General features: G+C 28.0%; 27 protein-coding genes. 8 read left to right on the top strand and 19 right to left on the bottom strand.

All coding sequences use genetic code 11. The features are described from left to right. The first annotated feature begins 51 nt into the window (after nt 1-51). The 4 genes from ACJJVK_RS11405 to ACJJVK_RS11420 are packed head-to-tail and all read left to right on the top strand — an operon-like array spanning nt 52 to nt 3,329. The gene (locus ACJJVK_RS11405; RefSeq protein ID WP_405566087.1) at nt 52-582 is read left to right on the top strand and encodes an RNA polymerase sigma factor; all 531 of its coding nucleotides are present in this window, start codon (nt 52-54) and stop codon (nt 580-582) included. After that, nucleotides 579-1,190 (top strand): HEAT repeat domain-containing protein, encoded by a 612-nt coding sequence (locus tag ACJJVK_RS11410; protein WP_405566089.1) that lies wholly within the window; start codon nt 579-581, stop codon nt 1,188-1,190. Before ACJJVK_RS11405 ends, ACJJVK_RS11410 begins: the two co-directional genes overlap by 4 nt. A gap of 4 nt (nt 1,191-1,194) precedes the next feature. After that, on the top strand, nt 1,195-2,205 hold the full coding sequence (locus tag ACJJVK_RS11415; protein ID WP_405566091.1) for a hypothetical protein: 1,011 nt from the start codon (nt 1,195-1,197) through the stop codon (nt 2,203-2,205). 26 nt (nt 2,206-2,231) lie between these two features. Next, nucleotides 2,232-3,329, top strand: a complete 1,098-nt coding sequence (locus ACJJVK_RS11420; RefSeq protein WP_405566093.1) for a TlpA family protein disulfide reductase — start codon at nt 2,232-2,234, stop codon at nt 3,327-3,329. 93 nt (nt 3,330-3,422) lie between these two features. Here ACJJVK_RS11420 and secA read toward each other — a convergent pair whose 3' ends face one another. From secA to ACJJVK_RS11440, 4 genes are all read right to left on the bottom strand, one after another. After that, nucleotides 3,423-6,761: a preprotein translocase subunit SecA gene (secA, locus tag ACJJVK_RS11425; RefSeq protein WP_405566095.1), complete on the bottom strand. Its 3,339-nt coding sequence runs from the start codon at nt 6,759-6,761 to the stop codon at nt 3,423-3,425. Nucleotides 6,762-6,904: 143 nt separating this feature from the next. Then, the gene (locus tag ACJJVK_RS11430) at nt 6,905-7,126 is read right to left on the bottom strand and encodes a DUF2795 domain-containing protein (protein WP_015479930.1); all 222 of its coding nucleotides are present in this window, start codon (nt 7,124-7,126) and stop codon (nt 6,905-6,907) included. Nucleotides 7,127-7,298: 172 nt separating this feature from the next. After that, nucleotides 7,299-7,871, bottom strand: a complete 573-nt coding sequence (locus ACJJVK_RS11435; RefSeq protein WP_215994950.1) for a cob(I)yrinic acid a,c-diamide adenosyltransferase — start codon at nt 7,869-7,871, stop codon at nt 7,299-7,301. A 60-nt stretch (nt 7,872-7,931) separates the two neighbouring features. Further along, a complete protein-coding gene (locus ACJJVK_RS11440; protein ID WP_405566099.1) occupies nt 7,932-8,423 on the bottom strand; it encodes a hypothetical protein in 492 nt (163 codons plus the stop codon). 83 nt (nt 8,424-8,506) lie between these two features. Here ACJJVK_RS11440 and ACJJVK_RS11445 point away from each other — a divergent pair, with 83 nt between their 5' ends. Then, nucleotides 8,507-9,016 carry a DinB family protein gene (locus ACJJVK_RS11445; RefSeq protein WP_405566100.1) on the top strand — a complete coding sequence of 170 codons (510 nt, stop codon included), beginning with the start codon at nt 8,507-8,509 and terminating at the stop codon, nt 9,014-9,016. 23 nt (nt 9,017-9,039) lie between these two features. Continuing rightward, entirely contained in the window at nt 9,040-9,264 is a 225-nt protein-coding gene (locus ACJJVK_RS11450) for a hypothetical protein (RefSeq protein WP_215994953.1), read from the top strand. Nucleotides 9,265-9,329: 65 nt separating this feature from the next. On the opposite strand, the gene ACJJVK_RS11455 is transcribed toward ACJJVK_RS11450, so the two are convergent. From ACJJVK_RS11455 to ACJJVK_RS11465, 3 genes are all read right to left on the bottom strand, one after another. Further along, the gene (locus tag ACJJVK_RS11455) at nt 9,330-9,689 is read right to left on the bottom strand and encodes a hypothetical protein (RefSeq protein WP_215994954.1); all 360 of its coding nucleotides are present in this window, start codon (nt 9,687-9,689) and stop codon (nt 9,330-9,332) included. 184 nt (nt 9,690-9,873) lie between these two features. Continuing rightward, nucleotides 9,874-10,599 carry a DNA/RNA non-specific endonuclease gene (locus tag ACJJVK_RS11460; RefSeq protein WP_405566102.1) on the bottom strand — a complete coding sequence of 242 codons (726 nt, stop codon included), beginning with the start codon at nt 10,597-10,599 and terminating at the stop codon, nt 9,874-9,876. Between the two features lie 71 nt (nt 10,600-10,670). Continuing rightward, a complete protein-coding gene (locus ACJJVK_RS11465; protein WP_405566104.1) occupies nt 10,671-12,878 on the bottom strand; it encodes an endonuclease MutS2 in 2,208 nt (735 codons plus the stop codon). A gap of 63 nt (nt 12,879-12,941) precedes the next feature. Here ACJJVK_RS11465 and ACJJVK_RS11470 point away from each other — a divergent pair, with 63 nt between their 5' ends. Next, on the top strand, nt 12,942-13,607 hold the full coding sequence (locus tag ACJJVK_RS11470) for a uracil-DNA glycosylase (protein ID WP_405566106.1): 666 nt from the start codon (nt 12,942-12,944) through the stop codon (nt 13,605-13,607). On the opposite strand, the gene ACJJVK_RS11475 is transcribed toward ACJJVK_RS11470, so the two are convergent. The 11 genes from ACJJVK_RS11475 to ACJJVK_RS11525 all read right to left on the bottom strand — a co-directional run bounded on the left by ACJJVK_RS11475 (nt 13,591) and on the right by ACJJVK_RS11525 (nt 21,513). Beyond that, nucleotides 13,591-14,604 carry a glycosyltransferase family protein gene (locus ACJJVK_RS11475; protein WP_405566108.1) on the bottom strand — a complete coding sequence of 338 codons (1,014 nt, stop codon included), beginning with the start codon at nt 14,602-14,604 and terminating at the stop codon, nt 13,591-13,593. The genes ACJJVK_RS11470 and ACJJVK_RS11475 overlap by 17 nt on opposite strands. Before the next feature lie 12 nt (nt 14,605-14,616). Next, the gene (locus ACJJVK_RS11480) at nt 14,617-15,486 is read right to left on the bottom strand and encodes a UDP-2,3-diacylglucosamine diphosphatase (protein ID WP_405566109.1); all 870 of its coding nucleotides are present in this window, start codon (nt 15,484-15,486) and stop codon (nt 14,617-14,619) included. 295 nt (nt 15,487-15,781) lie between these two features. Beyond that, nucleotides 15,782-15,922, bottom strand: a complete 141-nt coding sequence (locus ACJJVK_RS11485; protein WP_215994960.1) for a hypothetical protein — start codon at nt 15,920-15,922, stop codon at nt 15,782-15,784. Nucleotides 15,923-15,940: 18 nt separating this feature from the next. Beyond that, nucleotides 15,941-16,801 carry a substrate-binding domain-containing protein gene (locus ACJJVK_RS11490; protein ID WP_405566112.1) on the bottom strand — a complete coding sequence of 287 codons (861 nt, stop codon included), beginning with the start codon at nt 16,799-16,801 and terminating at the stop codon, nt 15,941-15,943. Further along, entirely contained in the window at nt 16,802-17,671 is an 870-nt protein-coding gene (locus ACJJVK_RS11495) for a nucleoside phosphorylase (protein ID WP_405566114.1), read from the bottom strand. After that, entirely contained in the window at nt 17,672-18,616 is a 945-nt protein-coding gene (locus ACJJVK_RS11500) for a DUF1835 domain-containing protein (protein ID WP_405566116.1), read from the bottom strand. Between the two features lie 51 nt (nt 18,617-18,667). After that, complete coding sequence (locus ACJJVK_RS11505; RefSeq protein WP_215994964.1) at nt 18,668-18,991, bottom strand: translation initiation factor; 324 nt, start codon at nt 18,989-18,991, stop codon at nt 18,668-18,670. Beyond that, complete coding sequence (locus ACJJVK_RS11510; RefSeq protein WP_405566118.1) at nt 18,991-19,938, bottom strand: isopenicillin N synthase family dioxygenase; 948 nt, start codon at nt 19,936-19,938, stop codon at nt 18,991-18,993. Before ACJJVK_RS11510 ends, ACJJVK_RS11505 begins: the two co-directional genes overlap by 1 nt. Nucleotides 19,939-20,066: 128 nt before the next feature. Beyond that, nucleotides 20,067-20,789, bottom strand: a complete 723-nt coding sequence (locus tag ACJJVK_RS11515) for a DUF6048 family protein (RefSeq protein ID WP_405566120.1) — start codon at nt 20,787-20,789, stop codon at nt 20,067-20,069. Continuing rightward, nucleotides 20,770-21,219, bottom strand: a complete 450-nt coding sequence (locus tag ACJJVK_RS11520; RefSeq protein WP_215994967.1) for a DUF6452 family protein — start codon at nt 21,217-21,219, stop codon at nt 20,770-20,772. Before ACJJVK_RS11520 ends, ACJJVK_RS11515 begins: the two co-directional genes overlap by 20 nt. 3 nt (nt 21,220-21,222) lie before the next feature. Next, nucleotides 21,223-21,513, bottom strand: a complete 291-nt coding sequence (locus ACJJVK_RS11525) for a 4a-hydroxytetrahydrobiopterin dehydratase (protein ID WP_405566122.1) — start codon at nt 21,511-21,513, stop codon at nt 21,223-21,225. A 112-nt stretch (nt 21,514-21,625) separates the two neighbouring features. Here ACJJVK_RS11525 and ACJJVK_RS11530 point away from each other — a divergent pair, with 112 nt between their 5' ends. Next, the gene (locus ACJJVK_RS11530) at nt 21,626-25,144 is read left to right on the top strand and encodes a BspA family leucine-rich repeat surface protein (protein ID WP_405566124.1); all 3,519 of its coding nucleotides are present in this window, start codon (nt 21,626-21,628) and stop codon (nt 25,142-25,144) included. A 50-nt stretch (nt 25,145-25,194) separates the two neighbouring features. On the opposite strand, the gene rlmD is transcribed toward ACJJVK_RS11530, so the two are convergent. Then, on the bottom strand, nt 25,195-26,649 hold the full coding sequence (gene rlmD, locus ACJJVK_RS11535; RefSeq protein WP_405566126.1) for a 23S rRNA (uracil(1939)-C(5))-methyltransferase RlmD: 1,455 nt from the start codon (nt 26,647-26,649) through the stop codon (nt 25,195-25,197). Between the last annotated feature and the right edge of the window lie 58 nt (nt 26,650-26,707).

Consider the following 26,707-nt stretch of genomic DNA (forward strand, 5'->3'; position numbering starts at 1 on the left):
CACTTTTAAAATTTTTCCGTTCTTAAAGTGTAAACAAGCTTAACCAACCTTTTGAATACTAAACAACTCATAAAACAATGCCAACTGAATAATTATTCAGCACAATTACAAGTGTATAATGCTTATAAAAATATGATGTTTGGTGCTGCTGTTAGAATTTTAAAGAGTAAAGAAGAAGCAGAAGATGTTGTACAAGATTGTTTTATAAAAGGTTTTAAAAAGATACATCAACTTAAAGAAGATGCTAATTTAGGAGCTTGGTTAAAAAGAATTGTGGTTAACAAATCTTTAGATGTTATTAAAGAGAAAAAAAAGATTGTTTGGGTTGATGAAATTTTGACTTTAGAAAATGAAGTAGCAGAAGAAAATGAAGTTACAGATGCTGTTTCTATCGATTTTGTAAAGAATTGTATACATCAACTTAAAGAAAAATACAGTATTATTTTAACGCTCTATTTAATTGAAGATTATAACCATAGAGAAATTGGTGAGCTTTTAAATATTAAAGAAAGCACAGTCAGAAATCAATATAAAAGAGGAAAACAACAACTTTTATTATTGATAAAAAATAAAAAAGGATGAAACTTAAAGATTATATACAAGAACATAAAAATGATTTTACTAATGAAACAATGTCTAAAAATGCAGATGTTTCTTTTGAAAAATTATTAAAACAAGAATTGCATCAACCTAAAAAACAAAAAGTTATTTCTATAAAATTTATTTCTATAGCTGCTAGTGTTGTAATTGTTTTTTCTGTTGGATTTTGGTATTTAAATCAAGAAAAAATAGATATAGCACAACAACAGTTAATGGCAAGTTTAGATGCAGAATCTGCAGGAGAACGTTTAGAAGGCGTTTATGCTTTTAATGATGAGTATAAAAAAGAAGATAGAAGAATCATTAATAGATTGATAGAAATTATACATAAAGATGAAAATGCAAATGTAAAAATTGCAACAATAGATGCGCTTTTACAGTTTCCATCTAACGAAAAAATTAGAACAAATTTAATCCAGGCATTAGAAAAAGAAAACAAGCCTTTGGTACAAATAAAATTAATTAAAGCTTTAAGTATTTTAAGAGAAAATCGCGCAAATAAACCTCTTGAAAGAATTATAAATGATGAAAAAACTTACCCAATAGTTAAAAATAATGCAACATTAGCTATGGTAGAAATTAAAAAATAAAACAATGAAAACAATAAAAATAGTATTCATTTTCGCTTTGTCAATTCACTTTTTAAAGACAAATGCCCAAGAGAAAACAATAAAATTCAGCAAAGGAACTTTAAAAATTTGTTCTTCTAAAAATTTTCAAATTGAAGGTTATGATGGAACTGAAGTTGTTATAAAAAGTTTGCACATTAAAAGAAATTCTATAAATACTGTTAGTTATAATATTAGTAATTCTGGTTATCCAGGAACTTATGCTATGCAATCTAATAGTAAAGCGAATAACAGTCTTTCTATTTCTAGAAATAATGCTAGAAATTTAGCAAGGGTTAATGGGTTTCAATCCACAACTAGAAATTCAAATGATTCTGTTATAAAGAACAATATTTTCTTTTTTAATAATGATGGTAATAGAAAAAAAGGTTTGAAGAAGTTAGGTAAGAAAAATGAAAATTCAGACTTAGGTATTTATTTTATTATCGAAAAAAATGGTGATGAATTAGTTTTTAAAGACAATAATGAAGAGCAATTAGTTATGTTGAGTAATGAAAGTTATGTGATAAAAATTCCGAATTCTATTAAATTAAATTGGCAAACCAACAATTGCAAAGATGTAGATACTAATAGAGGACAGCATCGATTTTTTAACTCAAAACCATCTAGTTTATCAAATTTTAATGGAGAAGTAGAAATTTCATCAACCTTAAATAATACAAAGCTAAAAGATGTTACTGGGCCAGTTTCTATAAATACAATTGGAGGTAATGTTACTATTGAGTTTGATAAAAAGACACCTAAAAAACTGTATTCTATTTACACAAATAATGGTTTTATAGACATCACTTTGCCAGAGAATTCTGATATAATTGTGGACGCAGATGCAAATTCAATTTTTAGCGATATTGATTTTAACGTGTTAGAAGAATCTACTAAAGATAATATGCAACAAATGAAATTAAAACTCAAAAAAGGAAATGTAAAAATGAAATTGAATGCAGGGTTTGGAAACGTTTATTTAAGGAAAAAATAATTAAAAAAAAATAAAATATTTAAGACATGAAAAGAACTCTTATTTTATTGACGCTATTAATACTAATATTAGATTCTTGTTCAGAAAAATCAGCCTTAACTTTAAAAGATGTGATTACAAAGTTTAATGAGAAAGCAAAAACTATAGATATTATATCTTACCAAATAAGAAAGATAGACACATTTCCAAGTGGTATTTGGGATAAGAAAGGATTCGCACTAATAGAAAAAAAAGCCAATGATTCTATTTTTGGATTTTCTTATTATGCTAAAAATAAATTCCATAATGCTATTTCTATATATAATGAATATAATCATTTTAATATAAAAAGTGATAAAAATGAGTTTAGACAAGAAAAAGCTGGAAATTATATTTTAGGGAGTCCTGGAGGACAAATGGTTTACAAAGATATTTTTGAGTTAGATGATATTAAACCTAATCAAAAATTAAAAGAAACAGATAATTCTTATATCATAATATACAAATTAAAAGATATTGAAAAATATAATATTATTAATAGAAATAAAGAAATTGAAATTGATAAAAAAACTTTTACCATAAAACGAGTTCATAGTTATAGTTTTTCTGAAATCGATAATCATAAAAAAACTTCTACTTATTTATTTTCTGATATAGTAACTAATAATTCTGTTAATGATAATGTAGAAAATCATCTAGCAGAATTAGCTAGTTTAGATCAAGTTCTTCCTGAAAAAAAATCCCCCAATAAACTTTTAAAAAAAGACTTGCCAAGAATTGAGTTAACTAATTTGTTGTCAAATAAATTAGAAACTTTAAGTTCTAATAAATTAACTTTAATAGATTTTTGGGAGGTTTGGTGTGGCTATTGTATAAAATCTTTTCCAGAAGTAGAAAAGCTGAATAATAAATATAAAGATTTACAAGTTATTGGTATTGTTTCAGAAAATAAAAATCAAGCAAAAAGATTAATTGATAAAAAAGAGGTAACATTTACCAATCTTATAGGAACCAAAGATTTATTAAAACAATTTAGTGTAACAAGTTTTCCAAGATATTTTTTAATCGATAAAAACGGAATTATACAAAAAGAATATCATGGTTTTTCTGATGAAATTGAAAAAGATATTAAAGAAATGATTTAAGTAATAAATTTAAATAGAAATGAAATCCCGATTTGAAATTTCAAATCAGGATTTTTATTTTCTTATCACTTCGAGTTATTTTTTTTAAGAAGATTATTTATTCACCAAAACATATTCTCCTTTTTCAATTAAAGGAATTGCTTGCTTGTATTTTACTTCTTTTTGCTCACCATTCATTACATTTTTAATAGTAACTCTTTCGTTTCTACCAATTTTAGGTTGTTCTCTAACCACAGTTTCAACAGGTTCTTGTTGTTGCTGTCTAGAATTTTGAATAGCTTGTTCAGTTGTGTTTTGCACATCAGCTTTGCTGGTATTTAACTGCTCTCTTTTTTCTTGACGAGCTTCAGAAATCTGATTTGATTGTTGAGGTAATTCCCCTTTAAATAAGAATGATAAAACTTCTTTATTTATTTCATCTACAGTTCTTTTAAACAATTCAAAAGCCTCGAACTTATAAATTAATAAAGGATCTTTTTGTTCATAAGAAGCATTTTGCACAGATTGTTTTAACTCATCCATTTTGCGTAAATGCTCTTTCCAGTTTTCATCAATAATAGCTAATGTAATGTTTTTCTCAAAATCTGTAATTAAAGATTTACCATCACTTTCATAAGCTTCTTTTAAGTTGGTAACAACCTGTAAAGATTTAATTCCGTCTGTAAAAGGAACTACAATTCGCTCATATCTATCACCTTCATTTTCAAAAACATCTTTAATAACAGGAAAAGCTAAAACAGCATTTCTTTCAATTTTTGCTTTGTAATGTTCTGTAACAATGTCGTATAATTTGTCTGTTAATTCTTTTTCAGACAATTTATTAAACTCATCTTCAGAAAATGGAGAAGTCATAGAAGAGAATTTGATCAATTCAAACTCAAAATTCTGAAAATCTTTAGCGCCTTTATTTGCAAGTATAATAGATTCGCAAGTATCATAAATCATATTTGCAATATCTACTTGTAAGCGTTTACCATCTAAAGCATTTCTTCTTCTTTTGTAAACAAACTCACGCTGAGAGTTCATAATATCATCATATTCTAATAAACGTTTTCTGATACCAAAGTTGTTTTCTTCTACTTTTTTCTGAGCTCTTTCAATAGATTTTGTAATCATAGAATGTTGAATAACTTCACCTTCTTGTAAGCCCATTCTATCCATCATTTTGGCAATTCTTTCAGAACCAAAAAGACGCATTAAGTTATCATCTAAAGCTACATAAAACTGAGTAGAACCAACATCACCTTGTCTTCCTGCACGTCCTCTTAACTGTCTGTCTACTCTTCGTGAATCGTGTCTTTCTGTACCCACAATTGCTAAACCTCCAGCTTCTTTTACTTCTTTAGATAGTTTAATATCTGTTCCACGACCAGCCATATTTGTTGCAATAGTTACAACACCAGGTTTACCAGCTTCTGCAACAACATCAGCCTCACGTTTGTGTAATTTTGCATTTAATATATTATGAGGAATTTTACGCATTTGTAACATTCTACCTAATAATTCTGATATTTCTACGGATGTTGTACCAACTAAAACAGGTCTTTTTTGTTCTACTAATTTTACAACATCTTCTATAACTGCATTGTATTTTTCACGCGCAGTTTTGTAAACTAAATCTTCTTTATCATCTCTTTGAATAGGTCTGTTTGTAGGTATTTCTACAACATCTAATTTGTAGATTTCCCATAACTCACCTGCTTCTGTAATCGCAGTTCCTGTCATACCAGAAAGTTTACGATACATTCTAAAGTAATTCTGTAAAGTTACAGTTGCAAAAGTTTGTGTAGCATCTTCAATTTTACAATTTTCTTTTGCTTCAATTGCTTGGTGTAATCCGTCAGAATAACGACGACCGTCCATAATACGACCTGTTTGTTCATCAACAATCATTACTTTATTGTCCATAACAACATACTCAACATCTTTTTCAAAAACAGTGTATGCTTTTAAAAGTTGATTCATTGTATGAATACGCTCACTTTTTATGCTAAAGTCTTTATACAGTTCTTCTTTTTGCGAAGCTTTTTCTTCTTTAGTTATTTCAGAATTATCAATTTGACCAATTTCTACACCAATATCTGGTAATACAAAGAAAGTATCGTTGTTTGTTTTTTCTGATAAATGACCAATACCTTTATCAGTTAAATCAATTTGATTATTTTTTTCTTCTACAACAAACCATAAATCTTCATCTACTTCTGGCATCAACTTGTTGTTGTCTGCCATATATGTGTTTTCAGTTTTTTGTAAAATTTGTTTGATACCTTCTTGAGATAAAAACTTAATTAAGGCTTTATTTTTAGGTAAACCTCTGTAAACTCTTAATAATAAGAAACCACCTTCTTTTTCGTTACCTTCTGCTAACAATTTTTTAGCTTCTGCTAAAACACCAACTAAGTGCTTTTTTTGTAAAGCAACAATATCTGCAACTAATGGTTTTAAATCGTTAAATTCGTGTCTGTCTCCTTGTGGTACAGGTCCAGAAATAATTAAAGGAGTTCTTGCATCATCAATTAAAACAGAATCTACTTCATCAATAATAGCGTAATTTGGTGCTCTTTGTACTAAATCGTCTTTAGAGCTAGCCATATTATCACGTAAATAATCGAAACCAAATTCGTTATTTGTACCATAAGTAATGTCTGCATTGTAGGCTTTTCTACGTGCATCTGAGTTTGGCTGATGAAAATCTATACAATCTGTAGACAAACCATGGAATTCGAAAATAGGAGCCATCCAAGCTCTATCACGTTTTGCTAAATAATCATTTACTGTAACAACGTGAACTCCATTACCTGTTAAGGCATTTAAGTAAACTGGTAAAGTAGAAACTAGTGTTTTACCTTCTCCAGTCATCATTTCTGCAATTTTACCTTGGTGTAAAACAGAACCACCAATTAATTGTACATCATAATGAATCATATCCCAAGTAACAGGTTTACCTGCTGCATCCCAAGAATTTGCCCAGTAAGCTTTATCGTCTTCTAAAGTAATATGTTCGTTTGCTGCAGATAATTCTCTATCAAAAGGTGTTGCTGTAACTTCTACTTCTTCATTTTCTACAAAACGTTTTGCAGTTTCTTTAATTACTGCAAAAGCTTCTGGCATAATCTCAGCTAAAGTAGCTTCAGAAATAGTATAAGCTTCATCTTTTAAACTATCAATTTCTGTATAAATGTCTTCTTGTCTATCAATATCTGCGTCTTTAGCTTCTTGCTCTAATGCAGAAATTTTATCATCCAATTCTTTTGTAGCAGTCTTTAACTTATCTTTGAATTCTTGTGTTTTTGCACGTAATTCATCGTGTGAAAGTTTAGAAAGTGCTGCTTCAAATTTCTTTACATTTTCTACAATTGGTTGTAAAATTTTTAAATCTTTTTGCTGTTTATCACCTACAAAAAGTTTAATTACTGAATCTAAAATACCCATTTATTTATATGTTTTTTAGTTATTTAGCATAACTATGTTTGTTTTGTTAAATTTTAATTTTATCAATCAGAAAAGTATTTTCTTTTTTATAAGAAAACAAAAAAAAAGCCTCTTTAGAGACTTTTTATATTGTTTTGCATTATTTAGTATTCATCCTCATTCCAAAGATAATCATCTTCTGTGGGATAATCTGGCCAAATTTCTATGATAGAGTCATAAGCATCACCTTCATCTTCAATGTCCTGTAAGTTTTCTACAACTTCTAAAGGAGCTCCTGTTCTAATTGCGTAATCTATTAACTCATCTTTGGTTGCTGGCCAAGGTGCGTCTGCTAAATAAGATGCTAATTCTAATGTCCAATACATTTCTTACTGTTTAATTTTGTGCAAAAATAATTTTTTTGCGGAATTATGCAAGTCTTTTTTAAGAAATATACAATGAAGTTATTGTTAATTTTTATTTAACACTGTAAATCAATACTTTGTGTTTTTTATAAAAGTTAAAAATCCTTCAATAATCGATAAAAAAAGAACTTAGTTATTGTTTAGTAGGAATCCATTTAATTTCCTCTACTGCTAAGTCTAAAGACAATTTTCGTGCCAACACAAAAAGGTAGTCAGAAAGTCGGTTTAAGTATTTTAAGATGTCATTATTAATGTTTTCTTGGTCGTTTAACTCTACAGAAAGGCGTTCTGCACGTCTGCAAACACATCTTGCAACGTGACAGAATGACACAGCTTGATGACCACCAGGTAAAATAAAATGCGTCATTTGAGGAAGTACAGCATCCATCTTATCAATTTCATTTTCTAAAAACTGAATGGAATTTTCATTAACTTTAGGTATATTTAAGCGCTCTTTACCAGATTTTAAAGTTTCTTTTTCTGGTGGAGTAGCCAACATTGCACCTAAAGTAAATAACTCATTCTGTATTTTTAGCAAAGAATTTTTAATTTCTTCACTAATTTCTTGGTCTTTTATTAAGCCAATATAAGAGTTTAGTTCATCTACAGTACCATAACTTTCTATGCGCAAATTGTATTTTTTTACTCTAGAACCGCCAAAAAGAGCAGTGGTTCCTGCATCACCAGTTTTTGTATATATTTTCATTAAAAATGAGTTTCGAAATTGAAAAGTGTAAAGTTACAAAGTTTAAGCTTTAAAAAAATATTAAACTCTAATTCTAAAATCTTCTTTAGCTTGTTCTTTTCTGATGAATATTAACCCCCAATAAAATAGATTAATACTTACAGTTAAATCATTTTTTTTGATGATGTTTTGCCACTCTTGTTCTGTTTTTTTTGTTTGATAAATGCCATCAACAAGAATAATGTGTTTCGAGGTTAAATTTTTAAGGTCTATATTTTTTAAGTATGTTGAATTTTTGATATATAATATTTTATAATTTTCTGATTTTTCGATAAAACTAGAAATATCAAAAGAAATTTTATTAATTTTAAAATAAATCAGAATTTTAGAAAGTATTTTTCTTTGCTTTTTTGTTAGGCTTTTTAGTTCTGAATATTTATCAAAATTAATAGTTTTATTTATTTTTTGATATAAGCCTTTGGTAACAAAATCAAACACAAAAGGAGAATGAACTCCATGCTGATTTGTTGATTTTAATAAAAATTTGAGATAAGAATTTGATATAGAAAACATTTAAAAATTGAATCTTTTTTAAGAGTATATATTTTATATAAAATGATTAAATTCGTGAAACAAACATACATAATTCTATTTTAATGATTCCAGAAAATGAATACGCTCCTTACTACAAACAATACGTTAAAATGATTGAGAGTAATGGGAAATCTCTGTTAGATAATTTATATGATTCTCAAAAGGATTTTGAAAACACATTAAGATATATTAATAAAGAAAAAGGAGATTTTGCTTATGCAGAAGGTAAATGGACCTTGAAAGAATTGATACAACATGTTATAGATACTGAACGTGTTTTTTGTTATAGAGCCTTGTGTTTTGCAAGAAATGATAAAACAGAATTGCCAGGTTTTGATCAAGATTTATTTGCGGATCATTCTAAAGCGAATCAAAGAGAATATTATGATATTTTAGATGAGATGGATGCTTTAAGAATTAGTACTATTCATCTTTTTGAGAGTTTTTCTGATAAAGATTTACTGAAAATAGGTATTGGTTCTGGTAACAAGATGTCTGTTAGAGCATTAGGTTTTATTTTTTCTGGACATCAAACACATCATTTAAATATAGTTAAAGAAAGATATTTGTAAGTTTGCAGAAATAATTTGATATAATGACTTTACCAAAATTTTTATTGGCAGATAATAGTGAGTTTCCTGAAGATATTTTTGTTTTACATACAGAGTTTCCGCGTTTTATGATAAATCTTAAAGATGATGAAGTAGAATGGTTCGAAGATTTAACAGGAGAAAATGAAGAAGATATTGCTACTGAGTTAGCAGACTTAATGGATAAAGCTGGTGAGTTTTACGATGCTGAAATGAAGTTATACGAATAAAAAAATGCCTAAATTAGTATTTAAACTAATATTAGGCACCAACTAACCAACCAGTTGTTTTATTTTTAAGCTTTTAATTTTACAGGTATTCTGTAAATCTCACCTTTTTTTGTTCCTTTTACAGAGATTTTTTTATAGTTTAATTTATTTTTTACAAAAGAACTAAACTCAGTAACTTCAGAATCTACAGAAACAATAATAACTTCATTTTCGTTGTTTATCATAAAAGAGATTTCTGCAGATGTTGTGTCTTCAAGTTCTACTTGAATTTCATTACCTAACATAGAAACGATCTCTGTTCTTAATATGTTAGAAATTTTTGCTTTTTCTTTTGCTGTTTCAGTTTTTTTCTCAGTTGCTGTTGCAGAAAAAGTAGTTGCTAAAGTAATTGCAATAATGGCGATAATAGATTTTAAATTTTTCATTTTAAGTGTGTTAAGTTAAACGATATATTGAAAAGACGCTCAATCTTTAAAAACGTTTCACCAAAAAAATGACTTTAATAATTTCTTAACATATTTTAAATGTTCTTAACAGATTTTAACTAAAATATTATGGATTCTATTAAATTGATAAATGAATTGAAGTATGTTGTTTTAAATAGATGGTCTATTTATATTTCCAAATTTTCTTGATTTTGTTTTTATCTCTTGTTATTTTGGTACCTAATAAACTTTCCCATAAAAATAAACCTGATATCTTTTCAATTTTACTTGTAGGAACTTGAAAGGTTTCTAAATCTTCATCTGTGGCTTCATTAGGTATAATAAAAGACCAAATATGTAAAGTACCTCTATGGTTTTCTGTAAGTATAGATTTAAAGTAGGAGTGTGGTATAGGTAAAGTTACACCTTCTGCCTTTTTAGAATCTATTACTTTAACTTCTGTATCAAACAAAAATAGTGGACCAGAAATAACATAAGTTTCTAAAATGTTTTTTTGACTATCTAAAACTCTAACAGCATTTTCTAAACGTTTCCAGATACCTTTATTAAAAGAAGGTACTTGAGGTGTCATATTGGATAACAGAAAAGTTTCACTATTTTGAACCTGAGTTTCAAATTGATTAGCACTGGCTACTAAATGACCTCTGTTAAAACCAGAATTTAAATAGTCTGCTAAATCTGCCCTAAACATTTCAGGAATTCTGTAATCTGGTCTAAAATTATCTATTCTTTCAATATCAGTTCTGTCTTTATCTATAATTTCTAAAGCCCATTTTGCTTGCCTAAAATAATAGGAGTAACCTAAAACATAATGACGATTAAAGAGAATTTGATCTGCAGCAGGTAATCCATATCTAGTTTCGCGTTTTAAATTAGATTGTGTAATCATAGCTAAAGTTTTAATAATTAGTTAGATGACCAATATAATTTTAAAAATCGAAATTTAAAATAGGAAAAACCTTATTTCTTTGCTTTTTCTACCAATTCTAGTTTTTCAAGTGAAGTTTTGGTGGTAAAAATTCCGTAATTGATAGTTACACTTTTCTTATCAATCCTATCAATAGTACCCACAGAATTAGAATCTATAATTCTAACTCTATCATTTATTTTATAAATGTATTCAGATTTTTCTTTAGCAATTTTAGCGGCTTCAATCTTTTTTTCTTTTCTAACTTCAACAACTTTTTCTAAAACCTCTTTTTCTACCTTTTTTATAGTTTCTTGTATTTGTTTGGCAACAACTTTTGCTTTTTGCTTTTGCGCTTTTGTTTTAGGTTTAATAGGGTTTTTCTTTACATGCCTTACTTTTTCATCTGCCACCCACTTGTTAAAGTTGACATTCAATTCCTTTTTATTATTGGTTTGAAAGTATTTGTTTAACAATTCATTAGTTTTTCTACCCAATGAAAGCATTTTCTGATTTTGATCATAAAGTTCTTGAAAACCAGATAATTTATCTTGAATTCGTTGTTCTTTTTCTTGTAAGCTATCTAAATGCTCTTGACCTTTAGATTTTTGTTTCTCTAGATTATCAGAATTTTTTTGTAGTCTATTTCTTTCTTTTTGTAGTTTAGAGATGGTTTTGTCTAAACGCACTTTTTCAGTTTCTACTCTTTTTTTAGCTTTGTTAATTAAGCTATAAGGTATTCCGTTTTTCTGAGCTACTTCAAAAGTAAAAGAACTACCTGCTTGACCAATAAATAAACGATATAAAGGTTCTAAAGTACGTTCATCAAACTGCATATTTGCATTGGTAACATTCTCTAATTCGTTGGCTAAGACTTTTAAATTTGAATAGTGAGTTGTTATAATTCCGAATGCTTTTTTATGATAAAATTCTTCTAAGAAAATTTCTGCTAAAGCTCCACCCAATTCTGGGTCTGAACCTGTACCAAATTCATCAATTAAAAACAAAGTGTTCTCATTACACTTACGTAAAAAATAACGCATGTTTTTAAGTCGATAACTATAGGTGCTTAATTGGTTTTCAATGGATTGGTTGTCTCCAATATCAGTTAAAACAGTGTCAAAAATATAGGTTTCACTGCGTTCATCCACAGGAATTAAAATTCCACTTTGCACCATAATTTGCAACAAGCCAATAGTTTTTAAGGTGATACTTTTTCCACCAGCATTAGGACCCGAAATTACTATTATTTGTTGCTTTTTATCTAATTTTATAGTTTGTGCAACAGTGTTTATTTTTTGTTCTTTATTTTTTTTCCATAAAACAGGATGATAAGCATTCTTAAAAAATATCTTTTTATTGTTAGATATTTTTGGAAGAATTGCATCCATTTCTAGTGCATATTTTGCTTTTGCACCAATGGCATCAGTATGAATTAAAAACTGAATATATTCATTTAACAATGTAACACAAGGACGAATTGTAGTGGCTAAAGCACGCAATATTTTTACAACTTCTTGTTTTTCTTCGTAAACTAAATTCTGATATTCTCTACTATAAGAAAGTGTTGCTTGTGGTGCAATATAAACGATATTACCAGATTTAGAAGACCCTAATAAACTACCTGCAACTTTTCTTCTGTGCATTGCAGAAACAGCTAAAACCCTTTGATTATCTACAACTGTTTCTTTAATGTCATCTAAATGACCAGCAGCTATTGCTTTAGATAATGCTGATGTAAAACTAGCACCGATTTTACCACGAACATTATTAATATCTCTTCTAATTTGTTTTAAAGAAGGTGATGCATTGTTTTTAACTTCACCAGAAATATCTATAATTTTCTTTATTTCATCATCTACAAAAGTGGTGAATTCTATTTCTTGAGAAAGCTCGTAAAAGGTTGGGAACTGAATTTGAAATTTCTTAAAAAACTTAATCAATTCATTTACGGTAAGTGAAGTTGTAGCTATTTTTAAAAAAGCATCAGTTTCTATAAAGCTATTTTCTATGGCTAAACGCTTTACATTTTCTATAATATTATCAAATCCGTGATTAGGAACTCTGTTTTCACTTTCAAAAGAAGATAAATACTCATCTACTAAATGCAGTTCTTTAAAGAGTTCTTTACGATGCTGAATTGGTTTAGTTTCAAAGATCTTTTCTTTACCTAAACTAGAAATACAAAATTCTGAAATGTGTTGTAAAACCGTAGAAAATTCTAAATCTTGAAGTGTTTTCTCTGAAATGTTCGTTCTCAATATTGTATTTTTGAATTCTTTTTTGAGTGATTATTATCACTAATAACAACAAAAATAGGAACTATGGAAGTAAAAATAGCTGATTCTTGGAAAAATATCTTACAACCAGAATTTGATAAACCTTATTTTAAAGAATTGACCGATTTTGTGAAATCTGAATATGAAAATTATACTTGTTATCCGAAGGCAAAAGATATTTTTGCAGCTTTTGATTTTTGTTCGTTAAACGATTTAAAAGTTGTTATTATTGGTCAAGATCCTTATCATGGCCCAAATCAGGCAAATGGTTTGTGTTTTTCTGTTAAAGAGGATGTTAAACATCCCCCTTCTTTAGTAAATATTTTTAAAGAAATTTCTTCGGATTTGAATCAAGAATATCCACAAAGTGGAAATTTAGAAAAATGGGCAAAGCAAGGTGTTTTGTTACTAAATGCAACACTTACAGTTAGGGCGCATGAAGCTGGTAGTCATCAAAAAAAAGGATGGGAAACTTTTACAGATGTAGTTATCAAACAAATATCCGAAGAAAAAGAAAACATCGTTTTTTTACTTTGGGGTGGTTTTGCTAAGAAAAAAATGAAATTAATTAACAAAAAGAAACATCAAATATTAACATCAGGTCATCCATCACCATTAAGTGCAAATAGAGGTTATTGGTTTAGTAACCAGCATTTTTCTAAAACAAACGAAATTTTAGACAGTATAAATAAGTCTAAAATACAATGGTAGATATAAGTGTTTCGTTATAATAAGGCAATAAGATAGCTTCTAAAATATCTTCTGTTGTATCTTCGTAATTTACGTCTATTAGATTCTCTGCCTGAATCCACTTTGCAATTTTTGTAATTCTTTTTTTGCTTAATTTCTTTAAAACTGGTACACCCATTTCTTTTAAAGCAAGTGCATTGCATTTTTGCTCATACTGGTTTTTCATAGGTATTACCATCAATTTTTTTCTTAAAAATAAAGCTTCTGATGGTGTTTCGAATCCTGCACCACAAAGTACACCACTAGAAGAAGCCATACTTTTTATAAAATCGAATTCGTTAACAGGATAAATGGTTATGTTTTTTCTAAATATTAAACTCGTAGTTTCTTTAGAAAAAATGTGCCATTTTACAATTGGTATTTGAGATAATATTTTTACAATTTTATCATGATTATAAGATGGCAGATATACTGTAAAATGCCCTTTATCTGTAATTTTTTTGCTACGAATTTTTTTTCTTATTATGGGTGTAAATGTAGTATTACTATATGTTTTAAAATGAAAACCAAATTTTGAATTAGCAGGTGCATAATATTTTAAAATAAGTTTTTCTATAAAATGTTTACTGTATTTTGGTGCTGCTTTATCTGATACTGCATTTTGATGACTTAAAGAAACAATGTTTACATTATTAACTTTTGCAGCCCAAGCAGAAACTGGCTCAAAATCGTTTAAAACTAAATCGTATTGTTTAATTGGTAATTCTTTAATTTCTTTAAAAAAACGAGACAATTTCATTTTTTTATAACTAGCCCAAAAATCGATACCTCCTTTATTACCAAAAGTATAATTTAAACCATGTATTTTATATTTTATTGGGTGGCCTAATTCTAAATTATTCTCATTACCACTAATTAGAATATCTAAATCGCCTTTTTCTTGTAAAATAGGAATAATTTCTTTGGCTCTAGTTATATGTCCATTTCCTGTACCTTGTATTGCATATAGTATTTTCATAATAAAAATAATTTATGTTTTTCTAATATCAAATTCTCTTAACAACTCATTAAAAAGTATGTTGTGTTCTTTTTCTTTGTTTTTCTTTTTTTCTTTTTTGGTTTCGTTTACCTCAAAACCTTTTGCAACATCGTCTTTAGCATATTCGTATAAAGACCATTCTTTTTTATTGTATTCTAGAGCTGTTAAATTTTCTATCCAATCACCAGAATTTAAATAAATAGTTTTTCCTTTTTGATTTTTAATTTTTCTGATTTCTGGTTGATGTATGTGCCCACAAACCACATAATCGTAGTTGTTGTCAATAGCAATATCAGAAGCAGTTTTCTCAAAATCATTTATAAATTTTACAGCGCTTTTTACACTGTTTTTTATTTTTTTAGAGAGCGATAATTTTCCATAACCAAAAAGCTGACTAACCCAATTCATAAAAGTGTTTAAAACAATTAGCAAATCGTAACCTTTGCCACCTAATTTAGCCAACCATTTAGAGTGTTTCATTGTTACATCAAAAACATCACCATGAAAAATCCAAGCTTTTTTACCATCTAGATTTAAGATTATTTTATTTAAAATCTTAAAATTTCCTAGTTGAAAACCTTTGAATTTTCTTAGCATTTCATCATGATTACCTGTAATGTAATATACTTTGGTGTCTTTAGATAAAAGTGATGTTAGATGTTTTATAACATTCATATGCGATTTAGGAAAAAATCGTTTTTTAAATTGCCATATATCTATGATGTCTCCATTTAGAATTAGCGTTTCTGGCTGAATGGTTTTTAAGTAATTTAATACTTCTTTTGCTCTGCAACCATAGGTTCCTAAATGAATATCAGAAATTACAACTAGTTCTACTTTACGCTTTTTAGTTTTTTTCATTTTAAATAGTTAATTACAGAAGCTAGATCAACTATTTTTAGATTAGATAATAAGTTTGTAACTTGATATTTACTATACATAAAAATCTATTTTGCTCTTGTTTTAACAAAAATAGAAGTCCAATGTGTTTTTAGGGTAAATTTAAAATGAATAAAAAGTAAGTTTAACCTTATTAAAAAGTTTGTAGAATGTTAATAAAATATTAACTATTAAGGTTTTAGTAAGTGGTTAAGGAGGTGAATCCACTTTTAAAAGTGGATTTTATTGAATTTAAAAATTAAGAAACAAGTAAAATTTAACTTAAATCTACTTGTTGTAATGTTGTTGGATTTGTTGTGTTAAGCTCTGCTAATCCGCAAGAACTAGAAGTACTTCTACAAGATGAAAAACAAATAATTCCTAAAATACAAATTACAATAAATACTGCTTTTTTCATTTATTTACTTTTTATGATTTAAATGTACATATTTTTTATGAATTTTCCTGAATTTTTCTTCTTTTCAATAACGTTAAATTGAACCATTTTATTTTGAATGCGGGTAATTAAATTTTTTGTTATTGGTTTGCCTGCATTCCATTCAGTTATTTTTAACCACTGCTTAATGTCATTTAACTGCTGTTCGTATCTGTCTGCTAGAGTTTTATCTATGTCTTTAATCTTCTTAAAACCTTTAGTTTGGTTATTTATGATGTCTAAAACTTTTTTTACTTCGTTAAAGTTATTTTCTAAAACTTCGTTTCTAACAGCAACTACAAAACAAGGCCAAGGAGTAGGGCAATCGTCTATTCTTCTAAATGTGCCATTATCTACTAAAGGTTTTGTTGTAAAATGTTCCCACATAAAATAATCTGCTTCGCCATTTGTAAGTGAATCAATACCACCTTGTAAATTTTTAATTACTTTAAATTTTAATTTAGTAACATCCCAACCTTGGTTGTACGCATTTACAATTGCCATTAAATGTGATCCAGAACCAAACCTGCTAATTGCAATTGTGGCATGTTCTAAATCTTCTATTTTTTTAAATGATGATTTTGCGCCTACATGAATACCCCAAATTAAAGGAGTTTTTACAAATGTCTGTACAATTTTGGAAGGATTACCATCTGCAATATCTTTAATAATACCTTCTGTTAATACTATAGCAATATCTACAGAGCCATCTCTTAAAGCTTTGCACATTTGCCCTGTACCACCAGGATAATCTTGCCAACGTAAATTAATATTATGTTTATTGTATTCTTTATTTTTTAGAGTAATGTACCAAGGATAATTAAAATGCTCTGGTACACCACCAACTTTTAAGTTAGTCATTTAATCTACTAATTTTTCTAATGTATATTTTATTAAATCAGCAACAATTTCTTTTGGATTTGTACTAAACGTACCATTTGCTCTATTTGCAATAATTGCATTCATAGAAACTGCATTATGACCTAATAATTTCGATAATCCATAAATGGCAGAAGTTTCCATTTCTAGATTGGTTATTCTATTACCATTAAAAGAAAAGCTATCTATTTTGTTATTTAAATCTGCGTCTTGTAAAGCTAATCTTAACACTCTACCTTGTGGTGCGTAAAAACCACCTGCAGTAGCTGTAATACCATTATAAACTTTTTTTGATGCTATTTTTGATGCTAATTCACCAGCGTTAGCAATTAATAAAGGATACGATTTTTTAGAGCTCCAATTGGTGTGTTTTACAAAAGCGTCTTCAATTTCTGGGTGCGAAATCTCATCAATTTGGTAAGCATGTAGCATTCCATTTAAATCTAAAGCATAAGAGCTTAGTAAAAAAGAATCTACAGGAATGTCTTTTTGTAAAGAGCCAGAAGTACCAATTCTAATAATATTTAAGGCAGTATGTTCTTTTTTAATTTCTCTAGTTTCTAAATCAATATTTACTAAAGCATCTAATTCGTTTAGAACAATATCTATATTATCAGGACCAATTCCTGTAGAAATTACAGAAATTTTCTTGTTTTTATAGTAACCTGTTGTTGTTTTAAATTCTCTTTTTTGTGTGGTAAACTCTATAGAATCGAAATGTTGTGTTACTTTATCAACTCTATCTTGGTCACCAACAAAAATTATATTTTTTGCAATATGTTCTTTTCTTAAATTTAAATGATAAATACTCCCATCAGGATTTAAGATAAGTTCAGAAGGTTTAATAGGCATTTAAGATGTAATTTGTAACAGCTTGTTAGATTGATTATGGTATAAGAAGCTGTATTTTTTTGAACCCCCAAGATAAGAAATATCATTTCTTAATTGGCCATAATAATTAATTTCATTGTCTAATACTTCTTTTCCTTTTTTGGTTAATCGAACAGGATTAAAAGAATGAAATAGTTTTCTTAATTCATTAATTTTATTTTCGTATTGTAAATCACCAAAACCATAAACTTCACCATCATTTAAAAGTTGACTTATTAATTCTTTTTTAGATGTTGGTTTTTGATTTAATGCAGTTTCTAGAATTGTGTTTTCAACTTTGTTTAATCCATTTTCTATTGAAGGAAAACGTAATAAATGCGCTTCTATAGCAGAAGCTAAATATTGAAAAGGAGACATTGGGTTAAATTTATATACAGTTTCTAAACGAAGAGGGGAGTCTGAACAGTATAATTGCCAAATGTAATCTGCATATTCAACATCATCTTGTGTAAGTTCCATTCTATTTTTAAAATGGTTATGAATTTGTTTTTCATTTAATTCTGGTAAACCAAACATTTTTTTAGAATTACCAACTTTACCACTGCAAACTAAAGAAATATTGTATCCTTTTCTGTATCGTTTTAACCAACTGATTACAGCAATCATATTTATTTGACAAAATAAATCGTGCTCAAACCACAAAACAATTTCTTTTTGTTTTTTTTCGTTACAAAGGTTTCTATATTCTTTAATAGTATAATCAATAAACTTTTGTTTACTAACTTTATATGAAGATTTAAAAAAATCGTATCTATTTTTCCAGAAAGTTTCACTACCAACATCTGTAGTAGTTTTACCTTCGCACAACATCTCTCTCCAAGTAATAAATTCTCCTTTATATTTTAATTTTTTAAGATAGTTAGTTGTACTATCACCATTTGTAATGTGTAATATTGAGCCCCCCATAATTGAAAAAAAACGTTTTATATAGTTTAGTTAGTTGTGTTGATTAAAAAATTATCCGCCAACGCGTTTTACTTTAAATCCTTTTTCTTTTAGCATTTCCATTATTTTGTTTCTATAATCACCCTGTATAATGATTCTGTCATCCTTAAAACTACCTCCCACAGAAAGTTTTGTTTTAATTTCTTTTGCTAATATTTTAAAATCTGATGTTGCACCAGTATAACCTTCTAAAATTGTAATAGGTTTCCCTTTTCGTTTTTCGTATTTACAAATAATAGGGTCGTCTTGTAACCAAATATTCGATTTTTTTACTTCTGGTTCTTGAGTTTCTTTATGCTCAGGAAACAAATTTTTTAATTGATCTTTTAAATCCATTATTTTTTTAATCCTAATTCTCTTAAACGTTCATCTAAAAACTCACCAGCTGTAATATTATCAAACTGTTTTGGGTTTTTATCATCTATACAATTTTCTAAAACGTCTAATTTCATATCAGAAATTGGATGCATAAAAAATGGAATTGAATAACGAGAACTACCCCACATTTCTTTTGGCGGATTTGTAACTCTATGAATTGTAGATTTTAATTTGTTGTTACTATGTCTAGATAACATATCACCAACATTTATCATTAATTCATCTGGTTCAGCCATAGCATCAATCCATTCTCCTTTATGGTTTTGTACTTGTAACCCTTTTCCTTGAGCACCCATTAATAAGGTAATCAAGTTTATATCTCCATGAGCTGCTGCTCTTTCTGCACCTTTTGGTTCAGTTTTTATTGGTGGGTAGTGAATTGGTCTTAAAATACTATTACCATTCTTTATATAATTATCAAAATAAACTTCATCTAAACCTAAATGCAAAGCCAAAGAACGTAAAACATATTTTGCTGTTTTTTCTAGCATTTGATATGTTTTTTTACCAACTTCATTAAATTTAGGTAATTCTTCTACAGCAACATTTTCTGGATATTCTGTTGCATATTTAGAATCTTTATCTACATATTGCCCAAAATGCCAAAATTCTTTTAAATCTCCTTCTTTTTTACCTTTAGCAGATTCTTTACCAAAAGAAACATATCCTCTTTGACCACCAATTCCTGGAATCTCATATTTTTCTTTTATGTCTGTTGGTAAATCAAAAAAGTTTTTAATTTCTTCATATAAATTATCAACTAAATTATCATCTAAAAAATGACCTTTTAAGGCTACAAAACCTATGTTTTCATAGGCATGTCCAATTTCATTGATGAATTTTTGCTTTCTGTCTTTATCTTCGGATAAAAAATCCGCAAGATTTACGCTTGGTATTTTATTCATTCTTAATAAGCTTTATTAAAAGCGGGGTTTAAAGTTACAAAAAAAAGGTTTCGTTAATTCGTAAAAATATGAGAGCTATTTTTAATATTCAATTTTTTTATGTTAAAAAAATGTTGATTTCCAAATAATTATCTTTTTGAAAAAGGAATTAGATAAGTTAAAGTATAATTAAATCCAAAACCTGTACCACTTTCAAAGATTCTATTGAAACCTGGTGCATATAGAGTTTTAAAGTTGTCAGGTTCTTTAGCACTGACTAATATTTTGTAAGAAAAGCTAGCACTTACGTAAAAGTTTTTAAAAGTTTCTACTTTAAAACCTAACATAAATTCGGTCCAATGTGCATTTAAACTTGTAGTTGTACCTGTTGTAACTATACTTGAAGGAAAATAAGGAGAACCATTATCTTCGCCATTTACTACATTAGGTGTGTAACTATTTAAGGTTTGATCAAAAACACTAAACCCATACCTAAAACCTAGAAAAATTTCGTTATTCATGTCTAACCAATTTTCGTAAGCATTAAAATTGAATCCTAATCTAGCATAGCTTCCTTTTGCAGTTGAGTTTGTAAATTCTTCTGCATTTGTTTCTTCTTCATAGCCTAATTCTGCAGCTACAAAAAAACGTTTAGATATTCTGTAATCACCAACAATTTCAAATCCACTTTCATAATAACCATCTATTGCTGCTTTTATGGGTTTACTTATGTCTACACCTAAACGAAATCCGTAAGGAGATTTATATATAATTGTGTCTTTAGTTTCAGAAGGTTTATCTTTTTTTTGTTCTTGTGCAAATACATTAACAACAATAAAAAGCAAGAAAATATTAATGAAATACTTGTACATGAGCTGCAGTTTGATTGTCTATTGTTGTTTCTACTTGAGTAAAATCTGTAATCCAAGAATTGTCTGTAGTAAAACTAACATCATTAAAAATTATTTTATAACCACAAGAACGAGATACATATTCATTTGCTGGTGTATAATCTATGGTAAATTGTTCAACTATATCTCCTTTAGATAAATTATAAATGGTTTGATTTGTGTTACTATTTAAAGGTATAACTAAAGAATCTGTAGATACGTTTTCAAAAATACTATCTTTTGTACCAGACCAGACATAGAGTTCATCTGCTGTTTTTGTGTTGCTTATATCTGTGGCATCATAAAACCGTATAATTAATTTTGGAGTAACAGGGTTTTGAGTGCAAAAATCATCTTTTTCGCAAGCGGATATAATTGTTATTAACAAAAGAAAACCAAATATTTTTCTCATAAATTATTCTTCTACTTCTACAATTCTATTTATGGCTTTTGCCAATTTAAAATCTAATTCTGTAATACCACCAGCATCATGAGTTGTTAATGAAATGTCTAACGTATTATAAACATTAGTCCATTCTGGATGATGGTTTAAAGCTTCGCATTCAAATGCAATTCTATTCATTGCAGACATACAATCTTTAAAATTATCGAATTCAAAATCTGTATGTAAAGCATTATCATAAAAATCCCAATCAGTTAGGTTTTCTATTCTTTTTTCAATTTCTGAGGTTGTTAATTTTATCATGTTGGAGGTTTTAATGTCTTGCTGCTAAATTATAATCATTTTTGAAAATAACATTGTTTTTGATTTAGTTTTTTTTGAATTGTTTTTTTTTCAATATTTGTAAAAAAAAAATATGAAACTGAAACTTTTTCTAATACCATTATTTTTTACGTCTATCTTATATTCACAAGATATAATACTATCTTTTGATTCTAAAGATGAATTATCAAACACTCAAATCTTAGATAGTTTGTCTATTCAAAATTTAAGTAATGGGAATTTTTTAACTTTAAAAGATAATTTATCATTAAACATTTCTACAGCTGTTCTATATGTGAATGAAAATAACTTTTTTAACGTTATAAATAATCAAGTAACAGTTTATCCAAATCCGACCTTATCTGAAGCTACAATAAGTTTTTATAGTAGTAAAATAGAAGATTATAAAATTAATATTTATGATGCCTTAGGAAAAGAAATAATATCGTTTTCAGAAAAATCATATCAAGGAGAAAATAAAATTCAATTTCTACCAAGTAGTAGAGGTTTATTCTTTATTCAATTAATTCAAGGTTCTAAAACATCCAATTATAAATTATTTGTTGAGAATGTTACTTCTAAGGCACCTCAATTAAATAGGGTGATAGAAAATAGTAGCAAAAAAAATCAAAAAAGAACGCAAGATTTATTTTTTACTGTTGGAGATCAATTAAAATATACAGCATATTTTAAAGAATCCAAACATGTTATTATTGACTCTCCTTTAGAGACTAAAACTTATACTTTTAATCTTAACTCTGCCTTTTATTTTGATGATAATGGTGTAACTATCAAAACATATGATGATGTTGTTGTTGGAACACAAGCTGATTTTAATGGAGCAAATTATAAATTAGTAGATAGAGTAATTTTGTATGAAATGATTGCTAATGAAGAAGATGTAACTAAGGTTGTTACTACTGGTATTACAGACATGTCAAACCTTTTACAGTACAAAAATTTGTTCAATCAAGATATAAGCTCTTGGGATGTTAGTGCTGTTAAGTACATGAATGAAATGTTTAAAGGAGCATTATCTTTTAACCAAAATATAGGTTATTGGGATGTTAGTAATGTTACAGATATGAGAAGCATGTTTGATGATGCAAGCTCCTTTAATAAAGATATAGGTTCTTGGGATGTGGGTAATGTTCGAGATATGAGCAGAATGTTTTTTCTTGCATCTACATTTAACCAAGAAATTAATTCATGGAACATAGAAAATGTAACTGATGTAAGTGGAATGTTTGGTGGAGCTAGTTCCTTTAATCAAGAAATTGATTTATGGAATGTAAGCAATATTATTGATATGAGTTATATGTTTAATGGCGCAAGTTCTTTTAACAAAAAAATTAGTTTATGGAATGTAGAAAATGTTATTAATATGCAGGGAATGTTTTATGGAGCCACTTCTTTTAATGAAAACATTAGTTCGTGGAATGTAAGTAACGTAACTGATATGAGCTATATGTTTAGAGAAGCCTCAACATTTAATCAAGATATTAGTACTTGGGATATAAGAAAAGTGGCAACTTTACAAAGCATGTTTAGAGGAGCCTCTTCATTTAATCAAGATATAAGTTTATGGAACGTAAGTAATGTTACAAATACGAGTTTTATGTTTTTTGAAGCAATTATTTTCAATAAGGAATTAAACTCGTGGGATGTTGGTGAAATTACAACAATGCGAAGCATGTTTTATAAAGCGGCTTCTTTTAATCAAGATATTAGTTCTTGGAATGTAACTAACGTAACTGAAATGAGATATATGTTTTTTGGAGCCAATTCTTTCAATCAAGATATAGGCAATTGGAAAGTTGATAATGTTACAAATATGAGAAATATGTTCTCAAATGCAACTTCTTTTAATCAAAATATTAGTTTATGGAATGTAAGTAAAGTATTTGATATGGAACAAATGTTTTACGGAGCAAGTTCTTTTAATCAAGATATCAGTTTATGGACAATATGCAATGTTTTAGATTATAATGAATTTTCTAACCTTACTTCTGCAGAATGGAAGTTAGAAAATAAACCAGATTTTGCAAATATAAATACTTGTTTGGTTGATGATGCTTTTTATATAGATGAAAATGGTGTAACTATAAAGGCTAAAGAAGGAATAGAAATTGGTACTAAAAGCGTAGTTAATGGCTCTTTTTATTCATTAGTTAACAGAGAAATGCTAGAAAAGATGTTTGTTGATGGTAAAGATATCACAAAAGTGGTTACCACAGGAATAACAGACTTATCAGGACTTTTCTTAAATGAAAATTCATTTAATGAAGATATTAGTTCATGGGATGTAAGTTCTGTGACAAACATGAAAAGTTTATTTGCTAATGCACCTTCATTTAATCAAGATATAACTTTTTGGAATGTAAGTAATGTTACAGATATGAGCTATTTGTTTTACAATGCTTTTTCTTTCAATCAAAATATAAGTTCATGGGATGTTAGCAAGGTAAATAATATGCTCTACATGTTTAATAATGCAAAACTTTTTAATGGAAATATCTCTTCATGGAATGTAAGTAAAGTAGAATATATGAGTTATATGTTTAGTGGAGCAGAATTATTTAACCAAGATATAAGTTTATGGAATGTTAGTTCTTTAATACATATGAGAGAAATGTTCTTAGGAGCTACAGCTTTTAATCAAAATATAGGAAGTTGGAATGTAAGTAAGGTTGAGGATATGAATAGTATGTTTAAAGATGCTTCGTCTTTTAATCAAGATATAGGTTCTTGGAATACAAGTAGTGTTAATGATATTAGAGAAATATTTTCAGGTGCATCATCCTTTAATCAAGATTTAAATTCATGGGATGTAAGTAATATTACTGATATGTCTGATGTTTTTTATAATGCAACTTCTTTTAATGGAAATATTAGTTCTTGGAATGTAGGTAATGTAACTAACATGTGGTCAATGTTTGAAAATGCATCTTCATTTAATCAAGACATAGGCTCTTGGGATGTTAGTAATGTTACTATAATAAGAGAAATGTTTTCAGGAGCTTCATCATTCAATCAAAACCTAAATCTATGGGATGTCAGTAACGTTTCTTATATGTTTAAATTATTTTTTGGGGCTTCTTCTTTTAATGGCGAGATCAGTTCTTGGGATATAAGAAATGTTACTGATTTAAGTTCAATGTTTTTTAGTGCTTCTTCATTTAATCAAGATATTAGTTTATGGGACGTGAGTAATGTTACAGATATGTCTGCTATGTTTATACAAGCTACTTCTTTTAATCAAGATATCAGTTCATGGGACGTTAGTAATGTAATTTATATGAATAGTATGTTACAAGCTGCTCAAGCTTTCAATCAAGACCTTAGTTCTTGGGATGTAAGCAATACATTAGTTATGAATAATATGTTTGCAGGGGCATACTCTTTTAATCAAGATATTAGTAATTGGAATGTTAGTAACGTTACAAATATGAGAAATATGTTTAGAGAAGCCTCATCTTTTAACCAAGATATTAGTACATGGAATGTATGTAATGTTACAAATTATTCTGATTTTTCTTTAGAAGCTTCATCAGACTGGATAATTAGCCATAAACCCAATTTTGGAGACCCAGATAAATGTTCTGGAAACTAAAAAAAGCATAAAACCATTCTAACATTATAGAATGGTTTTATTGTTTTAAATTAATATTTTTCAAACAAAACCACAGTCTCAATATGACTTGTATGTGGAAATTGATCTACCAAACTAATTTTTTTAATGTTATAACCAGCTTCTCTTAAAAGTTCTGTATCTCTTGCTTGGGTTGCAGGGTTACAAGAAACATAAACCATTCTATCTGCGTTTAGATTTATGATTTTTTGTAGAGTTTTTGGTGCAATTCCTGCTCTTGCAGGGTCTAAAATTATTGTTTTTATTTTGTTTTTATATTCTGGGTGATGTGTTAAAAACTTACCCACATCTGCTGCATAAAACTTTAAACCTTCAATGTTATTTCTCTTTGCATTTTCTTTAGCATCTTCTATGGCAGATGCTACAATATCTACACCAACAATTTTTGCATTATCACTTTTTGATGCTACAATTTGCCCAATAGTTCCTGTACCACAAAATAAATCCATAACAACAGTATTGTCTACTTTAGATTTATCTTCTAAAACATAATCCACTACTTTAGAATATAGTTTTTCTGCAGATTTAGGATTCGTTTGAAAAAAGCTTTTCATACTAATTTCAAAGTTTAAACCTAGTAGTTCCTCAACAATTTTGTCTTTTCCATAAATTAATTCTATGCTTCCAGAAGTAGCAATTGTTCTATCTCCAACTTCATCGTTTATTGTGTGTAATAAACCAGCAACTCTATCACCAAAAAGATCCACTAAAAAACTAGCGAATTTATTTAGATTAAATTTTGGTAAATCGTAAGAGGTAGTTACTAAATTGAATAATAACTCATTAGTTTTAAACGATTTTCTAACTACAAAATACCTAAAAAAGCCTTCCTTTTTTGGTCCATGCCAAGGAGCTAAACCAGTATCGAAACAATATTTTCTGATGGTTTTTAAATGGTCTTCAAATTCTTTATCAAATAAACCAGAATCTTTTTCTAAATTATCTCCCATCCACCAAACTCCACGTCTTTTAAAACCTAGTGTAAATTCGTCTTTATCTCTTTTGGCAACTCTATCATAACCAATTGCAGAAAAACCATATTCCATTTTATTTCTATAATGAAACACGTTTGGTGATGTTAGAAATTCATCAAATAAATCTTCGATATTTTCTACTTTTCCAATTCTTTTAAAAAGAGATAAGGTACTTTCTTTTTTATATTGATGTTGTAACTCAATAGGTAATTGAATGTAAGGAGCTCCAGGAATATCTTGAAAAGGAACTTCAATTTCATCTTCTGAAGGTACTAAAACATCAATTAATTTGGCTTCAGCATATTTTTTACTCGATTTTTTTATCTGTGCTTTTACCAATTGCCCAGGCAAAGTATTAGGAACAAATACAACAAAACTACCTTCATCAGAATGGATTCTTGCAATTCCTTTTCCGCCAAAAGCGTAATCCTCAATCTTTAATTCTAAAATTTGATTTCTTTTTACAAATTTATTTCGTTCTCTACGTGGCATCTTCAATTATTTATAAGATTGCAAAATTAGACAAAATATAATTTCTTTAAACAAAAAA

The organism is Polaribacter sp. Asnod6-C07 (genome assembly GCF_045063625.1).
Lineage (GTDB): Bacteria > Bacteroidota > Bacteroidia > Flavobacteriales > Flavobacteriaceae > Polaribacter > Polaribacter vadi_A.

Excerpts from the sequence above, each read along its gene's own strand:
- ACJJVK_RS11410 (WP_405566089.1), top strand. The coding sequence starts at position 579 with ATGAAACTTAAAGATTATATACAAGAACATAAAAATGATTTTACTAAT.
- ACJJVK_RS11415 (WP_405566091.1), top strand. The coding sequence starts at position 1,195 with ATGAAAACAATAAAAATAGTATTCATTTTCGCTTTGTCAATTCACTTT.
- ACJJVK_RS11420 (WP_405566093.1), top strand. The coding sequence starts at position 2,232 with ATGAAAAGAACTCTTATTTTATTGACGCTATTAATACTAATATTAGAT.
- secA (WP_405566095.1), bottom strand. The coding sequence starts at position 6,761 with ATGGGTATTTTAGATTCAGTAATTAAACTTTTTGTAGGTGATAAACAG.
- ACJJVK_RS11430 (WP_015479930.1), bottom strand. The coding sequence starts at position 7,126 with ATGTATTGGACATTAGAATTAGCATCTTATTTAGCAGACGCACCTTGG.
- ACJJVK_RS11435 (WP_215994950.1), bottom strand. The coding sequence starts at position 7,871 with ATGAAAATATATACAAAAACTGGTGATGCAGGAACCACTGCTCTTTTT.
- ACJJVK_RS11440 (WP_405566099.1), bottom strand. The coding sequence starts at position 8,423 with ATGTTTTCTATATCAAATTCTTATCTCAAATTTTTATTAAAATCAACA.
- ACJJVK_RS11445 (WP_405566100.1), top strand. The coding sequence starts at position 8,507 with ATGATTCCAGAAAATGAATACGCTCCTTACTACAAACAATACGTTAAA.
- ACJJVK_RS11450 (WP_215994953.1), top strand. The coding sequence starts at position 9,040 with ATGACTTTACCAAAATTTTTATTGGCAGATAATAGTGAGTTTCCTGAA.
- ACJJVK_RS11455 (WP_215994954.1), bottom strand. The coding sequence starts at position 9,689 with ATGAAAAATTTAAAATCTATTATCGCCATTATTGCAATTACTTTAGCA.
- ACJJVK_RS11460 (WP_405566102.1), bottom strand. The coding sequence starts at position 10,599 with ATGATTACACAATCTAATTTAAAACGCGAAACTAGATATGGATTACCT.
- ACJJVK_RS11470 (WP_405566106.1), top strand. The coding sequence starts at position 12,942 with ATGGAAGTAAAAATAGCTGATTCTTGGAAAAATATCTTACAACCAGAA.
- ACJJVK_RS11475 (WP_405566108.1), bottom strand. The coding sequence starts at position 14,604 with ATGAAAATACTATATGCAATACAAGGTACAGGAAATGGACATATAACT.
- ACJJVK_RS11480 (WP_405566109.1), bottom strand. The coding sequence starts at position 15,486 with ATGAAAAAAACTAAAAAGCGTAAAGTAGAACTAGTTGTAATTTCTGAT.
- ACJJVK_RS11485 (WP_215994960.1), bottom strand. The coding sequence starts at position 15,922 with ATGAAAAAAGCAGTATTTATTGTAATTTGTATTTTAGGAATTATTTGT.
- ACJJVK_RS11490 (WP_405566112.1), bottom strand. The coding sequence starts at position 16,801 with ATGACTAACTTAAAAGTTGGTGGTGTACCAGAGCATTTTAATTATCCT.
- ACJJVK_RS11495 (WP_405566114.1), bottom strand. The coding sequence starts at position 17,671 with ATGCCTATTAAACCTTCTGAACTTATCTTAAATCCTGATGGGAGTATT.
- ACJJVK_RS11500 (WP_405566116.1), bottom strand. The coding sequence starts at position 18,616 with ATGGGGGGCTCAATATTACACATTACAAATGGTGATAGTACAACTAAC.
- ACJJVK_RS11505 (WP_215994964.1), bottom strand. The coding sequence starts at position 18,991 with ATGGATTTAAAAGATCAATTAAAAAATTTGTTTCCTGAGCATAAAGAA.
- ACJJVK_RS11510 (WP_405566118.1), bottom strand. The coding sequence starts at position 19,938 with ATGAATAAAATACCAAGCGTAAATCTTGCGGATTTTTTATCCGAAGAT.
- ACJJVK_RS11515 (WP_405566120.1), bottom strand. The coding sequence starts at position 20,789 with ATGTACAAGTATTTCATTAATATTTTCTTGCTTTTTATTGTTGTTAAT.
- ACJJVK_RS11520 (WP_215994967.1), bottom strand. The coding sequence starts at position 21,219 with ATGAGAAAAATATTTGGTTTTCTTTTGTTAATAACAATTATATCCGCT.
- ACJJVK_RS11525 (WP_405566122.1), bottom strand. The coding sequence starts at position 21,513 with ATGATAAAATTAACAACCTCAGAAATTGAAAAAAGAATAGAAAACCTA.
- ACJJVK_RS11530 (WP_405566124.1), top strand. The coding sequence starts at position 21,626 with ATGAAACTGAAACTTTTTCTAATACCATTATTTTTTACGTCTATCTTA.
- rlmD (WP_405566126.1), bottom strand. The coding sequence starts at position 26,649 with ATGCCACGTAGAGAACGAAATAAATTTGTAAAAAGAAATCAAATTTTA.